This is a genomic window from Nesterenkonia rhizosphaerae (genome assembly GCF_039544555.1).
In the GTDB taxonomy this organism is placed as follows: Bacteria; Actinomycetota; Actinomycetes; order Actinomycetales; family Micrococcaceae; genus Nesterenkonia; species Nesterenkonia rhizosphaerae.
In genome coordinates this window covers 102,751-117,912 of record NZ_BAABLW010000007.1, presented here as the reverse complement: position 1 = coordinate 117,912, position 15,162 = coordinate 102,751, and the positions used below count along the sequence as shown (strand labels likewise).

At 60.5% G+C, this 15,162-nt stretch carries 16 protein-coding genes and 1 pseudogene; 10 read left to right on the top strand and 7 right to left on the bottom strand.

Features of this window, described 5'->3' with window-relative positions; translation table 11 throughout:
- The first annotated feature begins 6 nt into the window (after positions 1-6).
- Complete coding sequence (locus ABEA23_RS06245) at positions 7-348, top strand: hypothetical protein (protein ID WP_345477211.1); 342 nt, start codon at positions 7-9, stop codon at positions 346-348.
- A 75-nt stretch (positions 349-423) separates the two neighbouring features.
- On the opposite strand, the gene ABEA23_RS06240 is transcribed toward ABEA23_RS06245, so the two are convergent.
- A complete protein-coding gene (locus ABEA23_RS06240; protein ID WP_345477210.1) occupies positions 424-1,023 on the bottom strand; it encodes a TetR/AcrR family transcriptional regulator in 600 nt (199 codons plus the stop codon).
- A 75-nt stretch (positions 1,024-1,098) separates the two neighbouring features.
- Here ABEA23_RS06240 and ABEA23_RS06235 point away from each other — a divergent pair, with 75 nt between their 5' ends.
- Positions 1,099-1,506 carry a VOC family protein gene (locus ABEA23_RS06235; protein WP_345477209.1) on the top strand — a complete coding sequence of 136 codons (408 nt, stop codon included), beginning with the start codon at positions 1,099-1,101 and terminating at the stop codon, positions 1,504-1,506.
- An 87-nt stretch (positions 1,507-1,593) separates the two neighbouring features.
- Here the strand turns inward: ABEA23_RS06235 and ABEA23_RS14295 are convergent.
- The 3 genes and pseudogenes from ABEA23_RS14295 to ABEA23_RS06225 form a co-directional block, all read right to left on the bottom strand.
- Positions 1,594-1,764 (bottom strand): annotated as a pseudogene (locus tag ABEA23_RS14295) (four-helix bundle copper-binding protein); the annotation flags it as partial.
- A gap of 426 nt (positions 1,765-2,190) precedes the next feature.
- A complete protein-coding gene (locus tag ABEA23_RS06230) occupies positions 2,191-3,045 on the bottom strand; it encodes a PD-(D/E)XK nuclease domain-containing protein (protein ID WP_345477208.1) in 855 nt (284 codons plus the stop codon).
- A 366-nt stretch (positions 3,046-3,411) separates the two neighbouring features.
- Complete coding sequence (locus ABEA23_RS06225) at positions 3,412-4,155, bottom strand: CDP-alcohol phosphatidyltransferase family protein (RefSeq protein ID WP_345477207.1); 744 nt, start codon at positions 4,153-4,155, stop codon at positions 3,412-3,414.
- 187 nt (positions 4,156-4,342) lie between these two features.
- Between ABEA23_RS06225 and ABEA23_RS06220 the strand changes: the two genes are divergently transcribed.
- From ABEA23_RS06220 to nudC, 6 genes are all read left to right on the top strand, one after another.
- A complete protein-coding gene (locus ABEA23_RS06220; RefSeq protein ID WP_345477206.1) occupies positions 4,343-6,094 on the top strand; it encodes an OmpA family protein in 1,752 nt (583 codons plus the stop codon).
- A gap of 303 nt (positions 6,095-6,397) precedes the next feature.
- Complete coding sequence (locus ABEA23_RS06215; protein WP_345477205.1) at positions 6,398-7,030, top strand: alpha/beta hydrolase family protein; 633 nt, start codon at positions 6,398-6,400, stop codon at positions 7,028-7,030.
- A gap of 80 nt (positions 7,031-7,110) precedes the next feature.
- Complete coding sequence (locus ABEA23_RS06210) at positions 7,111-8,181, top strand: zinc-dependent alcohol dehydrogenase family protein (RefSeq protein ID WP_345477204.1); 1,071 nt, start codon at positions 7,111-7,113, stop codon at positions 8,179-8,181.
- Positions 8,182-8,198: 17 nt separating this feature from the next.
- Positions 8,199-8,630 (top strand): GNAT family N-acetyltransferase, encoded by a 432-nt coding sequence (locus ABEA23_RS06205; protein WP_345477203.1) that lies wholly within the window; start codon positions 8,199-8,201, stop codon positions 8,628-8,630.
- 80 nt (positions 8,631-8,710) lie between these two features.
- Positions 8,711-9,442: a hemerythrin domain-containing protein gene (locus ABEA23_RS06200; protein WP_345477202.1), complete on the top strand. Its 732-nt coding sequence runs from the start codon at positions 8,711-8,713 to the stop codon at positions 9,440-9,442.
- Between the two features lie 21 nt (positions 9,443-9,463).
- Entirely contained in the window at positions 9,464-10,480 is a 1,017-nt protein-coding gene (nudC, locus tag ABEA23_RS06195) for an NAD(+) diphosphatase (RefSeq protein WP_345477201.1), read from the top strand.
- Positions 10,481-10,523: 43 nt separating this feature from the next.
- On the opposite strand, the gene ABEA23_RS06190 is transcribed toward nudC, so the two are convergent.
- Complete coding sequence (locus ABEA23_RS06190; RefSeq protein ID WP_345477200.1) at positions 10,524-10,925, bottom strand: hypothetical protein; 402 nt, start codon at positions 10,923-10,925, stop codon at positions 10,524-10,526.
- A 212-nt stretch (positions 10,926-11,137) separates the two neighbouring features.
- Here ABEA23_RS06190 and ABEA23_RS06185 point away from each other — a divergent pair, with 212 nt between their 5' ends.
- Complete coding sequence (locus ABEA23_RS06185) at positions 11,138-11,785, top strand: methyltransferase (RefSeq protein WP_345477198.1); 648 nt, start codon at positions 11,138-11,140, stop codon at positions 11,783-11,785.
- Here the strand turns inward: ABEA23_RS06185 and ABEA23_RS06180 are convergent.
- Positions 11,766-11,921, bottom strand: a complete 156-nt coding sequence (locus tag ABEA23_RS06180) for a CDGSH iron-sulfur domain-containing protein (protein ID WP_345478632.1) — start codon at positions 11,919-11,921, stop codon at positions 11,766-11,768. The two genes, ABEA23_RS06185 and ABEA23_RS06180, sit on opposite strands and share 20 nt — an antisense overlap.
- Positions 11,922-11,974: 53 nt before the next feature.
- Complete coding sequence (locus tag ABEA23_RS06175) at positions 11,975-12,916, bottom strand: iron-containing redox enzyme family protein (protein WP_345477197.1); 942 nt, start codon at positions 12,914-12,916, stop codon at positions 11,975-11,977.
- A 187-nt stretch (positions 12,917-13,103) separates the two neighbouring features.
- On the opposite strand from ABEA23_RS06175, the gene ABEA23_RS06170 reads away from it, so the two are divergent.
- Positions 13,104-14,369 (top strand): phospholipase D-like domain-containing protein, encoded by a 1,266-nt coding sequence (locus ABEA23_RS06170; protein WP_345477196.1) that lies wholly within the window; start codon positions 13,104-13,106, stop codon positions 14,367-14,369.
- Positions 14,370-15,162 lie beyond the last annotated feature (793 nt).

Here is a 15,162-nt window from a genome sequence, read left to right as displayed (position 1 = left end):
GTCGTCATGGGTGGGACACCTCCAGCACGGCGCACCATCAGGCTCTTTCCCGACTATGGGCGAGACTGGCCACTCTGGGAGAACACGACGTCGACGTGGGACGTCGGATACACCACAACTCCGGAAACGTACGGATTGTCAGAACCCCTTAAAGTCGAGATCGCCTCCTGGAACAAGCTTTGGGAAGACCACTTTGACCCCTTCGAAGGGTGGGATGACGATGCCAACCGTGCGAAGTGGACCGCCGACGGCGAAGCCATCGCGGCTCGACTGCGACACGAGGTACGAGCTTTCGCTGATGTCCAGTACGAGCCGTGGCCGGTCACCTCCACACGTGGCCAGGACTAATCGTCCCGTCACGTCCTTCAGGAGCGCGCGGATCGGATCCCTCCGTGTGCACTGGCCACTATCGACCGCTGTCCATCACAATTCTGCGGACTGGCCCAATTGGAGGACATTGGCAATGAGGCGGTCGAGCACTGTATGTGCTTGCCGTCGAGCTCCGGCCGGGTCGGCATGCTGAGCCACCCATAACGCGGCTTCATTCATCGCACCTGAGAGTTGTGCGGTCGCCGCGCCCAACAACTCGGCAGGAACTCCTACTTCCGCGAGAGACTCACGCAAATGTGTAACGGAGTTCGCTTCATCAAGGCGTCGCCACTCTTGCCAACCGATCACCGAGGGAGCGTCCACCAAGAGAATTCGCACAGCCGCCCCAGTAGTAATCGCGTCGAGAAACGCATGGGCCCCGGCTCTGAACTGATCACTTGCGTCCCCCTCCACCTTCTCCGCGGACTCGACCACCGCAGACGCAACCGTGGACTGGAGTCGAGCGGCTACCTCTCGAAACAGCCCCTGCTTACTCCGGAAGTGGTGGTAGACCGCGCCCCGGGTCACCCCCGAGGCCTCAGCGACATCGTCAACCGAGACTTCGTTAAAGCCGAAAGAGGCGAACAGCTCAGTTGCTGCACCGAGCACGTTCTGTGCAGTTTGAGCTGCGGAGGCCGCAGAGGCGCGAGGCATTAGCACTTCCTTTACGTACACAGTGTATGTATTCTCGAACTTGATACATCCTCAGTGTACGTAAAGGAGATTTCAATGCCTGTCACCAGCTTCTATCCGGTCCTCATGTCGAAAAACGTCGCGGCGGCCGCGAACTTCTACCGCAGCGAGCTCGGATTTGAAACGACGTATGTCTCAGACTGGTACGTCAGTCTGCGACTGAAGAAGTTCGAACTAGCGATCCTGGCCCATGACCACGTCACTGTCCCAGAGAAGTATCGAGGCCTCCCAAGTGGAATGATCCTGAACCTGGAAGTCGATGACGTTGACAGGGTCTACAAGGAGATGACCGCACATTCTGGTATGGAACCGGTTTTGACACTTCGGGACGAGGAGTTCGGTCAACGTCATTTCATCGTTGAAGCTCCTGATGGCGTTCTGCTCGACATCATCCAGCCCATCCCACCTAGCACTGAGTTTGCGGCTGCGTACTCTGACAGATAATCCTGTCCCGCAGCCGTATAGGGATCCTTCATTGGCACAGGCACGACATGCCTCACGGCAGGTCTGCAGCATCGCGCGCACCACGTGCTTGTTCTGTCCGGTGAGGCGCGTGAGGATCCGCCCGGTTGTCAGGCAAATATCGGCACAGTCTTGGTCTGTGCTGATGCACGCCACCAACTCTCCGGCCGTCGGCTCGCTGAGACAGGCATCAGCGCACGCCGTGCAGGTCTGCGAACATTCAAACAAGCGGCAATACACTCAGCGAGCTTCTGCTGATCGATTCCGAGCTCTTCTTTGGGATGTGCCTGAAGCATGGACTTCACGTGAGACATGGTGTTTCTCTCGTCGCGGGGGGTGATGGCCATGAATCTCGGCTGACAATGGACGCCAGTGCGTATGACGCTACTGTTGTTCCCCGCCGTTTTGAACCCGTACAGGTCCTGCATTTGAACTGCGTTGTCGAGCAAGGGCATGGCAAGGATTGCAGGACCGGCCGGGCGCCTGGCCTTGGCCATCGAAGAACGCCCCGACCCTGTGGGATCGGCAGAACCGCGCAGCGGCATGCCACCCGATGCACGTAAGCCGATCCCTCAGCGGGTCCCACTCAGGATGGATTTGTACGCACTGAGAACCAGCTCAACACGCTTCCTGGGATCCTTTGAATCACAGGTATTAGTTCGCCACTCAGCTGATGACGCAAAGAAATGTGAGTCCGGATGTGGTCCTCATAGTGAGGTCACGCTCAATTCCTCGCGGATTGTTGAGGAGCCGGTCCGGATCGTAGACATAGGCGAGAATGGCATCGCAGTCAGGGTGGGCGGGGTAACGACCAGCGTCGATGAAGAGTTCTTCGCCAAGTTTCTGCGCGCTCATGCTCGCTCGGGTCATCTTGGTCTCGACAACGACACCAACCTCGGGGAGAACGAAATCGACGCGTGAGTTGGCGCCACCTCTGGATGGTACGTAGTCCTCCGGTCGAACATCGTCGAAGAGCGTGCGCAGCAGCGCCTCGACGACCACCTGCAATTCCCTTTCGTCTCTTATAGCTTCTCCAACAGACCAATCTGGCCTTCGTTGTTGCAGAACGCGAAGGAACTCGGGCAGCCTGCGCAACACGGCAGCCAGATCTGCGGCTACGCGTTCGGAGGGAGATTCCTCCGGCGCAGCTTCCAAAAGGAGGTTGCGCTGCTGCTCCAACCGACTCCGAACGTTGTTAAATGGATGCTGCCATCGACCCATAGGGAACGTGCCGTCCTCCGCCCTAATAACAGACTCTTTGCGGGGCTCACCGAGGAACTGGCTGATTCCCGTTTTGAACAGGCTTCCATCCCGGTGCTCATCGAACTTCTTTACAGCGTCCGCTGGCAGAACCTGACGCGCGCGCTGATGCCAGCTGCGGTAGTCCCGGCGCAAATCCGCAACGCCAGCTGGGTCCAGCTCTTCATCCCCTTGGAGCAACGACATTCGTTCCTCTAACTCCTCTGACTCATCGATCAGCTGGCTATTAACGGAAGGCCGGGGTGCGGGAATGTTCGCCATAGCTCCATGGTAAGAGGACGCCTTGACGAACGTGTGCCGGAAGCTCGGCGGAATTGGGCACGAAGGTCGCCGGTCCAGAGAATGCGTTTCCAGTACCAGAGGGCTAGCGATCACATTGGGCTGTCGTCTACGGTGCCCACACTTCACAAGTCCACCGGTGAGAGGAGGGCTGCCGACCGCCCGTAAGCCGGTCGGCGATCGTGCACGCTCTGCTTAGTCGAGACCTTGCGCCCCTGTCATCACATGGATGCCCGTTTACCCCGCCCGATAAAAATGCCCGCAGAGGTGCCCTATCTGCTACACGTTCAAGAGCGGGTAGACAGAGAGCCCCTGGCACATGTCCTCTTAGTCGGTCGTGGCTTTCTATCAGGCGTACGTCGGACGTCGCTCGTCATCCTGGCGTCGCTGGTTCAGTGTCAGGCGCAAGCTCAAGGCCGCGTAGTAGAGCACGTAAACGCCGGACAGGCCGATCAGCCACAGGTTCGGTGAGGGGTACTGGATCAGAATCACGGCGTATAGGACCAACCACAGCGCGGTAAGCGTCATGGTCAACCACCACGCAGCCTCGGTGCGGGACGGGTACACGTACTTGACTGGAATGAACACGAGCACGGCCAGAACAAGCAGCGTGGTGGTGGTCGCGGCGGTGCTGGCGCCGAGCACAATGAGGTAAAACGCCGCAATGTTCCAGTAGCTGGGGAACCCGACGAAGAAATGGTCGTCAGTCTTCGCATCCGTGCGGCAGAACTGGTAGCAGGACGCGAGCAGGGGCACTGAAGCCAAGACACCGCCGAGCCAACCGCTCGGCAGATAGCCACCGCTCCATAGGAGCACCATCGGCGCAAAAACATAAGTGATGTAGTCGACGATGTTGTCCAGCAGCGCACCGTCAAAACCCGGTACCAGGTCCTTGACGCGGAAGCGGCGCGCCAGAAAACCGTCAGAGCCGTCGATGATCATCGCGGCAAGGAACAACCACAGCACAATCTCGACTTCCCCGGCATAAGACATATGCACCATGAGCAGCGCAAGGACCACACCCAGGGCCGTGTAAGCATGGACCGACATCGCCCTCAGGCGATGCCAAGAACCGGTTTGCGGTGCCGACATGGCCTCACCCTAGTCCGCTCAATGTGTCGAGAGCCACATTGGCCTCACAGTCAGGCCGGAGTAAAGCTGCCTCACGTCGCCGGGTATATTGATCAGAAATCGATTGCAACTTCTTCGTCGCTTCGGGCGACTCATAGGCAGCACCGCCGTGGCGACGTCCACGGAACAAGCCATGGGAAGAGAAACGATGAGACTAAGCCCCCAGACCATCACCGTCCGCGCTGTCGCCCTGACCGCTGTTCTGGCCCTAGTGGCCTGCGGATCAGAGGAGCAGGCAGAGTTCGAGGACGTCGATCCCTCCGCTGGCCCTGAAACTGCTGATGAGACTCAGCAGACTGCCGAGCCGGAAAATACCGAAAGCCCGGACCGGCAGCCGAACACCGAACCCCTCGGGACAGATGCGCCAGCCTCGGCGGGAGTCACTGCCACAGCTACCTTCCTGCCGCATTACGGTTCGAGAGGGCCCTCAGACGAGGTGACATTAGAGGCCACCATAGGTCCGGTTGTCCGTGACGGTGACCTCGCGTCCTTGCCCCTCGAGTTTGACTACCTGGAGGGCGAGGGGGAGCTGAGTACTATGGACTTCCTTTTCGGCCTCGCCGGAATTTCTGAAGGCAACATAGCCGGAGGGCAAGTGCGGCTGATAGACCCTGAATCAATGACTGTGGCAGAGCTGGCCAGGAATAATGGCGGCGAAGGAAAGGTGGCTGTAGCGTCGGGCTCCTCCGATGACGGTATCGGAAACGGAGCTCAGCCCGGTGAAACCCTGCACTGGTTTGGTCTCTTCGACGCGCCCGAGAGCGATACGGTCAGCATTCTGCTTCCGCACTTTGGTCTGATCTCCAACGTACCGGTGGTGGACGGCGACCTGGACGAACCCAATGCCACTGAGGAGCGTTTCGACTATCCCGATGTTGCCGGGAAGAGTCACAAACTGGTGGCCTGGCGCGACACCCCTGAATACTCCATTGAGATCAAGGGAAATGAGACTACCGTCAGCCTGCCCTCGGACGTGCTCTTCGACGTCGACTCCTCAGATCTCTCCTCTGAGGCTGAAGCGGCACTGCGGGCCGCCGCACAGGAAATGACGGGCACTGAAGGCGGAGAGCTACGCATTGTGGGCCATACCGACGATGTGCTGGATGAAGCGTATAACCAGACACTGTCCGAAGAGCGAGCTGAAGCCGTGCACCAACGGCTGCAAGACCTGGCCGACCTCGAGGCGTTCGATGACGTATCAACCGCTGGCGAGTCTTTCCGCCAGCCGATCGCTGACAACACCTCCGAGGAGGGGCGGGCTATGAATAGGCGCGTGGAGCTGCACTTCACCACAGTGAGCGCCCCTGAGGAGCGAGTGGTGGAAGGGGAACTTCCCGAACCCCAAGGCCCAGTCGGATCGGCTGACGAGAAAATCACCGTCACCGCCGGTGACAACGGTCCCTACGCCAACGAAGAGGTCATTCTCAGCGTGGAAACTCTTGAGCGGCATAACGGTCTCATCGTGGCCGGCATCCGGGCCGAGTCCACTGAAGAGGATGCGAACATTAACTGGCCCTTTGCCCTCGGTGCTGGAGGAGTGCACAGGGCTGGCGTAAGCCAGGTCGGCTCGGTGGATCTGCCCTACTTGGTGGCAGGAGACCATTGGGTTGAACCACTACGGTATTTCGTCACCGACGTAGATGTTGATGAGGACAACCCCGAAGAGTCGGACATTTCAGGCCGGGACTTCCACCGCCTTACCGACGTACTTTTCGGGTCCTACCGGGACTACAACGAAGGCGATTCGGCGGTCGCTTACCTGGTCTACCCGGATATCGGTGGGGATGTGCTGACCCTGGAGTCGCCAGGCGAGCATGAAGGCACCGACTGGATGCTTCGGCAGATAGGGGTCAACCCATGGCGATTCGAGGACGTTCCGGTCACAGAAGCAGGCCCCTGACACACGACGAGAGCACCCACCAGATCCGGTTAGTGATCACGCTGCCCTGTCAGCAAAATTCAGCGCCCGACGAATCGCGTTAATAGCGAAACAAGCACCCGCGCCAGCGAGCTGTACCCTGTCGCGAGAAACCAACGGCGGCTACGGTGAAAGACAAGAGCACCTTTACTCAGCCCGCGCGTCTGGAACGGAGGTCCCTGTGGCGATGCATCCGATAGTGCCGGTGACGCATCTATCCGAGATTGCTGCCGCGAAGCCGGTCACCCTGGACTTCGGCGATGTTGAGCTTGGCGGATACGCGTGGTGGGACGAACGCAGCGCGCCGGCGATTCTGTTACTGCACGGCTGGGGCGAAGACGCGTCGACGATGGCGCCGGTTGCTCAGCACATTCGATCACGTTCCTGGCATGCAATAAGCATCTCGATGCGTGGATGGCCAGGTCAAGCGGTGTCGATGATTACGGGCTCAGCGCAGCGCACGACATCGGTCGTGTTCTTGACTGGATCAGACAACAGCCTCGAGTGTCATCGACCGCTTTATTGGGATTTTCGATGGGTGGGACCATGGCGGCTTTGGCGGCTGCGGAACATGAACGCGGCGAGCTTGCGGGCCTGACAGTCGTCAGTGCACCCAGCGATCTCATCACGTTCTATCGCGATACTGCCTATGAAGGCGTGCGGCGATATCTAGACGCCACGTTGCAGACCAGCCAGTGGCGAGATTCGTCTCCTTTGACCCACGCCAAGTACCTGGTTCACCCCATCCTTATCGTGACCGGGACACAGGATCTGATGACTCCGCCAGAGCAGGGCAGACAGCTAGCTCAGGCAGTTCCGACTTCGAGACTGCTGGAACTTCACGGGATGGGCCATCACCCATCATCACAAGACTGGAAGCGGATCCTGACCGAATCAGCTCAATTATTCGGGCTGTAAGTGGAGTCCTGAGGTACAGAACCGGACGCCCTGCCGACTTTGATGTGCGCGCCCACGGGCTGAGCCGCATAATAAGGCTCATGCGTGCCCTAGTTCTCGATCATCCTCAGGCGGTTCCGGAAGTGCGAGAGGTGCCGATCCCCGCCGCTCCCCCAGGCGGGGTGGTGGTGCGGGTTGAGGCGACCGGCCTGTGCCGCAGCGACTGGCACGCATGGGCAGGTCACGACGACGGGGTCCCGTTTCCGCATGTACCAGGACACGAACTCGCCGGCGTTGTGGTGGAAGCAGCCCCAGAGGTCCGCAAATGGCAGCCCGGAGATCGAGTGACCGTGCCCTTCATCTGTGGCTGCGGCAAATGCTCGTGGTGTCTGCAGGGAGATGCCCAGGTATGCCCCCAACAGCAGCAGCCGGGTTTCACTCATTGGGGATCATTCGCCGAATACGTGGCACTCCACGCAGCTGACACCAACCTCATTGCCGTGCCCGAACAGGTGGAGATGACCACGGCGGCCGCGCTCGGCTGCCGTTTCGCCACCGCCTACAGGGCACTGGTGGGCCGGGCTCGTGTCCAGCCCGGTGAGTGGGTGACCGTCATCGGAGCAGGTGGGGTGGGCTTGAGCACTGTCATGATTGCGCGGGCACTAGGCGCTCGCGTCATCGCCGTGGACCGCCACCAAGAAGCCCTCGATGCCGCGGCAGCACTTGGAGCAGAGTCCGTTCTTCTCGCCGACGGCCGCGACATTCCGGCTGCGGTGACCCAAATAAACGGTGGCAGCCACGTCTCCGTGGACGCCGTCGGAAGCACCCAGACCAGCGCCGACGCGCTGCTGAGCCTGCGCCGTCGCGGTCGTCATGTTCAGGTGGGACTGCTAGCTCCTACCGACGGGCACCCACGGATCCCACTGGACCGCGCGATCGCCTGGGAGCTGGATGTGCTGGGGAGCCACGGAATGGCCGCCGCAGACTACCCCGCCATGCTCAAGCTCATTGCTCGAGGCGATCTGGCACCCCAGCACCTGATCGAACGCACTATTGGGCTACAGGAGGCCGCCCAGCTTCTGCCTGGGTTCAACACCGCCACCGTAGCGGGCATCACGGTCATCAACCCTCAACTGGATGTGCCCAGCGCTCGGACTACAGACCCCTCCTGACGGCCTACGCTGGTGCCATGCACATAGAAACCCGATCTGCACGCGATCTGACAGCAGCGGAAATCCATGCCGTACTGAAGCTTCGCTGCGAGGTCTTCATCGTTGAGCAGGACTGTGTCTACGCAGATATTGATGGACAGGATCTGTTGGATGACACCATTCACCTGTGGGCTGTTGAGGACGGGGAGGTGCTCGGCACTATCCGTATCCTGCGGGCCCACAGTGCTCATCCCGCCATCGGCCGAGTCGTCACAGCTCCCGCATGCAGAGGACGCGGCGTCGCGGCAGCTCTGATGGCCAAAGGCATAGAAATCTGCGCATCCGCCACGACTATTCGTCTGGATGCCCAGGAACATCTTGAGACCTGGTACGAGCGTTTCGGATTCCGGCGCAGTGGAGAGTCCTATATGGACGGGAAAATCCCCCACGTTCCCATGACCCGCACGTAGAAGGAAACTGACTCTGGGATTCCACAACCCTGGGCGCTAGGATGAGTGCACTTTTCCACGCCAACGTTGCGGAGAACAGCATGAGCACATCGATTGCTGAGCAGAGCACGGCTGAACTCGGCGGACGCCTGAGTGTCCTCACCAGACAGCGAAATGACCATATCGAGCTGGATAAGCTGCTGAATAAGCTGGATCAGACCCATGGCCCGGAGCAGGATCAAGTCCTGCTGGATATCTATCGCTTAGTCTTCCCGCACGCCTTCGCCGAAGAGTCTGTTTTATGGCCGGTGATGCGCCGCGTCTTGGACGACGGGCAGGCTCTGACTCTCGAAGTGGAGCAGGAGCACCAGGAGGTTAACGAGCTGGTCAGCCGGCTGGAAGGCATGGAGCACAGCGACGAGCAGCGGGCTCCCGTCCTTGCGAGGCTGATCGAGGTGCTCCGGGAAGACGTTCGGGACGAGGAGGACGAACTGTTTCCGCGTCTGCAGCGGGCCCTTGCGATGTGGCAGGTACAGGCCCTGGGCCTTGCGTGGGAGGTCCTCCGCCGTACCGCTCCTACCCGAGCCCATCCGGTGGTTGCCCGTCGGCCTCCGGGCAATGTGCTTGCCGCTGTGCCGCTGACAATCCTCGACAGAGCTCGAGACGCACTCGACTATAGGGCCCTGCGAACTCCCGGCACTAAGAAGGCTTCGGCAATCCGCTCTCTCAGCACCGCCTTGGGACACGCTGCCGCGCGGGTAGAGCGTCTCCCCATCATGCGGCAGGGTGAGGATCCCTCTACCCGGCTTGCGGGTCATTCGGCAGGAACTTGAGTTCGCAGGCTGACACAGTATGTGCAGGACCCGAGATACGGTGGGTCAGTGCTGCCGGACTCTCACCCTTACCTTCGCCGCCTTACCTCGTCGCACGTTGACCGTCACGGCCTGCAACGCCGTGACGAGGACTGGCTGGAAAGCATCTGGCAGCAGTCAGACACTCACGTGCTTTACGTGGAGCGAGGCAGGGCGTTGATCAGCACAGGAGAGCAAGCTGGGGATTCCGGGGAGACTGGCGTTCCGCATCTTCAGCTCGTGCCAGCCGAAGGGCCTCTTCCGGAGGAGGCGGTCTACCTCGGCGAAGTGCCCGCTGAGCATTCACCTCTACGTCCTGACGCCAGCGCAATCGGGCACGTCGTGGCGGTTTCGCTGACCGACCTATCCGAAGCACATGGCAGCAGCGCCAACGCCGAGAATGTGATGACGGCGGACTTGCGCGCTATCGGCCATGTGCTGCCCGCCGTTGAGGCAGAGCTGCTCACCTACGCCGCAGCTGTCACAACATGGCACGCCTCCTCGGCCTTCTGCTCCGGCTGTGGCGGCACAACCAGGGTCGCCAGCTCCGGCTGGGAACGCACCTGCACTCAATGCGGCACCTCTCACTACCCCCGCACTGATCCCGCGGTGATCACCGCGGTGATCGACGCCGAAGACCGGCTTCTGTTGGGATCGGCGCAGCGGTGGGAGTCTTCGCGATTCTCGACTTTCGCCGGCTTTGTCGAGGCCGGAGAATCTCTGGAGGACGCCGTGGTCCGAGAAGTTCAGGAGGAGGCTGGAATCGTAGTAGAGAGGGTCGAGTACGCCGGCTCGCAGCCCTGGCCATTCCCGAGGTCGCTTATGGTGGGGTTCTTTGCCCATACCTCTGATACCAATGCCAGTGCCGATGACGAAGAGATCCGTGAAGTGCGCTGGTTCACCCGGCGGGAGCTTCGTGACGAGGTGGTCTCAGGCGCGGTGACGCTGCCTCCGCGTTCGGCGGTATCTTACGCGCTGATCGCTGCCTGGTACGGCGGCACCCTGCCAGAACCGGCGTGATTCCGGCTGGGCACCGTCCTGGGGATGGAACTGCCGCGGGTGCTTACTTCTTTCTGCTGGTGATCAGAGCCACGGCGATTGCCGCCAACCAGGTGTCTTTAGCCAGCGCGGTGCCGTCCTGAGTGGGCCGTACGCCGTCGGCCTCAGTCATCGCATCATTGCGGAAGTACATGCTCAGCAGTCCTGCCGAAAACCCACCCAGAGCCAGACCAGCCAGGCGGTTACTGACTACCGGTGTCAGCAGGGCAGCGCCCACGCCGATCTCTCCCCACGCCAGGGCCTTGCCGAACTTCTGCGGCGGCAGGTTCTTCACGGCGGGAATGCCGGTTGCGGCCATGTCCTGCAGACCTGCAGCGGACTCGGCGTTCAAACGCAGCTTGCCGATTCCGGAGTTCAGGATGAATGCCCCCGGTATGGTGCGCAGGGCCAGTGTTGAGAGTTTCATAGCCTTCTCCATCTCTTGAGTGGACCGCGTGAGGTTCCTTGAATATCTCTACCCACGCCAGCGTACCGGGGCCACATGGGCATTCAAGGAACGACCTTGCTGGCCGCCCAGGACCACTATTCACACTGCGGAAGAGCCACCAAGTGTTGCGCGATGTGACGTCGACGCGTATCGATGCCACCAGCAGACGGCACGCGCTGCACAATGGATCCATGCAACAGCTGACCTTCCGCGGACTGTCCATCGCCTTCGACAACCAGGTGCTCGAACCCCGGCCTTGGACCCAGGCGCAGTCCGCGTGGGCTGCTGAGTTGTTGAAGGCAGCTCCAGCAGGTCCGGTGTTGGAGCTCTGCGCTGGGGTAGGGCACATTGGTCTGGGCGCTGTGCGAGACCTGGACCGAGAACTCGTCATGGTGGACATCAACCCCGCCGCAGAACGGTTCGCACTGGCCAACGCGGCCGCCAACGGTCTGACTTCCCGCGTTGAGTTCCGGCGGGACCGAATCGACGCTGCCCTTGGCACAGACGAACGGTTCGGCCTGATCGTGGCGGACCCACCGTGGGTTCCCTCTGCCAACACCACCATGTTCCCTGAAGACCCGCTTATCGCCATCGACGGCGGCGATGACGGTCTCGACCTGGCACGGACATGCGTCGACCTCATCGATCGCCATCTGTCCACGGGAGGATCCGGGCTGCTACAGGTGGGCAGCACTGCCCAGGCACAAACCATTGCCGACTACGCAGCAGAGAACCTCAAAGTCGCCGAGACGCGCGTCTACGAGCGCGGCGTGCTGGTGCACCTGGTGCGTGAGAACCCGATCGCTGAACCCAGGGCGATCAGTCCCGCGGACGCTTAAGCAGCAGCTTATGCGTGCCGTCGCACCAAGGCTTGATCTTGGACCCGCCACACCTGCAGACAGCGCTGACTGGTCGCTCTGTCCGGTATTCGTTGCCGTCCTCGTCCTGCACCACGTGATCACCACGCAGCAGCATGGGCCCGCCCGGGCAGAGGATCACGTCGGGATGGTTCACTTCCGAGTCCCTGCTCATGCGTCCCACTGCTTCAGCATCCGCTCGGCGTAACGGTCCTCCAGGTCCATCGAAGTCCAGGCACCTAAGTACACATCGTCGTAGAGATCAGGCTCCTCCTCGAGCAGGGCACCGCAAATGGTGCGCACCGCAAGCTGCTCGTGTACGGCGTCGGCTTCAACATGCTCGGTGTAATACCCGATCATGGACTCGGGGAAACCCAGTCGCTCCAGGCCTCGAGCCATTCGTCGCGACGGACCGGAGCTGGTGGCCTCAAAGGCTGCCAGGAAACCCAGGGAGGCCCCGCGAAGCCGCCGGTTGAGACCGAACAGCGACATCGCGTTGTTCTCCTCGAGCACCTCCAGGGGTACCTCATTGATGTAGGCCCCGTAACGAGAGTCCAGACCGCTGTCCTGAAGGCCGCGGCTGAAGAGGTGGGCATGAAGACGATTCGGATCACCGTCTCCGTACTCGTCGAACTGCAGCTCGACCACGGCTGCTTTGACGCGGTCGGACAGTCGGGGGATCACCCACGTCGTGTGGTCGGCTTCCTTCAGGTGGTAGATGGAACGGTGCCGCAGCAGCTGGCGCACCTGGTCGTCAGTGGCCTTCCGCTGCACATACGCCGCAATCGACGGGCCGTCATGGCTTGCAACAAAAGTAAAGAAATCCTCGGCAAAGTCAGCAGGATCAGGAATCTCCGGCACCCTGGAGCGCAGCGTCTGCTCGAAATCAGCCTCTAAGTCGCGGCGCACACTGATCAGCTGCGGATCCCACTCCAGCTCGTCGGCGACATCCTCGAATCCCCGGTAGTGCAGCTCATAGAGGACCCACAGCGTCAGCTGCGCGTCCTCAGGACTATCTGGTTGCGGCGCCTGAGCCAGCTGAGAGGTCCTACCCGCACGCATCCCCTCCAGAACAGCATCGCTGAGGGCACCTCTGCCTTGTGGGCTCAACATGGGGAATCACCCCATTCCGACACAGGAACGGTCGGAGTTCTGCCGGTATAGCAGCTGCGCATCCACATCCTCATCTCACGCCTAGTCAAAACGTGCCCTCAAGCTCATTCCAGAGCGACCTTAATCCATCGAACCTTAAACAGGCTGAGATGCATCGCAGGTCGGAAGTACCAACTAGGGTGACTATATGAGCCGACCAGAGACTCCTCGACACCGGGTCCGCAGATGGCCGCTGCTGAAGAAACTGCCTCTGGCATTGGCTGGGTCTGCGGTCGCTGTCCCGGTGGCCGCAGCACTTTCGGTAGTCGTGCTGGACCTCATCGAACAAAGTGAGCGCAAGAACCGAGACGCGCCCCGGCCAGGCTCATTCCAGGCGCAGGTCGAGGAATCGCCCCTGAGTATTTACACCGACGGCGAGACGCTCTATGCCGACATGCTGGACGCTATCGAGTCCGCCCGGGATTCCATCCTGATGAAGACCTTCATCTGGAAAGACGATGAAGTCGGCCAGCGTTTCATCGACGCCTTCAATGCCGCTGCTCGCCGCGGGGTCAAGGTCTTCATCATCTACGACGGATTCGCGAACATCGTGGTGCCGCGGTCTTTCTATGCCCAGCTCTCCGAGGACATCAACGTCTCACGCCTGCCAGTGCTGGATAAGAATCTCTGGAAGGCCCCGCTGCGCTACACCGGTTTCAACCACTCCAAGATTCTGGTCGTCGATGACTCTGTCGGATTTGTCGGCGGCTACAACATCGGGTCGATGTACGCCACAAAATGGCGGGACACACACCTGCGCGAGGTAGGTCCGGCAGTGTGGGGGCTGCGCCGGACCATGGCACGACTCTGGAACGAGGATCGCGACCCCGCAGATCACATCCCCTGGATCGCCCCTGATGGATGGAATCCCTCAGTTCGAGTCGTTGCGAACCTTCCTGTCGAGCTCGTCTATCCCATCAGGAACATGTACCTGAGCGCCATCGACAGGGCCAAAGACCGTATTTGGATCTCTACGCCATACTTCGTCCCCGACCAGCAGATTCTCCAGGCGCTGATTCGGGCGTCCGAACGCGGCGTGGATGTCCAGGTCATGGTGCCCAAAGAGTCCAACCATGTCATCAGCGACTGGGTATCCCGAGGGTTCTTCGGACAGATGCTCGACGCCGGCATCACCATACTGCTCTACACCAGCAGCATGATGCACTCGAAGACCGCCACAATCGATGGGCAATGGTCAACCATAGGCACCGCCAACATCGACAGACTGTCCCTGTCATTCAACTATGAGGCCAATGTCGAGATCATCGACTCAGGATTCGCTCAAGAGATGGAAAAGCTCTTCCGAAGCGACCGTGAGCACTGCGAGGAAGTCAGTGCCCCGGAATGGCGGCAGCGCCATCCCATGGCCCGGCTGACCGAGCAGGCTCTTAAGCCTCTACGCCCCATGCTGTGACGATTGCTGTTCTCACGCGCCAACACGATTTTTGTGGTGCCCGGATCACCGCAGGTCGGGGAGCAAATCCCTCAGATCTATGACCTCTACCCCCGCTTGCCGCGTATATTCCGAGACTGTGATGTTCTCAGTAAGGCCAGGCCACTCCCTCACCCGCAACGCGGCCTTTGCTACGGTCTTCTTTGCGTTCCTCAGGCTATGACCTAGGAAGCGAACGGGACGCTCCCCCACGACATAGACTTGCCGACGTCGGCCAGTAGTATCCATCGAAAGTCCAACCACATCAGCAAAAAGTCCACGTTGTCTCATGGAATCTCGGCCTTTCCAGGACGCCAACTTGAACTCCGCGACCCGTAAAGATGTTTCAAGGTCATAGGCCCGACCTGGATCGTTGCCTGCACCTAACGAGGGCCGCTTGGTCACCACTTCGCCCGGTTCCAGCACTCGGGGCAGAACCTGAGCGATCGCGGCAGCGTGGATCAATGTGTCTATCACCCCGACGCGCTCCCGAACTGTAAGGGCATCTTCAATGAGTGCCGCGCTGAATTCGGTGTCGCCAAGGATTCGACACGCTTCATCCCTATCAGCGCCATTTAGTTCACGTTCCAGCTCGGAGATTGTGCTGGTTAGGGGAGCTGCGCTCAGTAGGCGCGCCATTCGACCGAACGAAGCGGAAGCTGCTGCACCGTCGACGCTCATACCCCTCCAAAGTCGTTCAATTAACCGAGGATGTGCTCCCAAGAGCACTCATCAAGGAAACGTCACGCTCCGCAGCTTCATCATGCCTCTTACC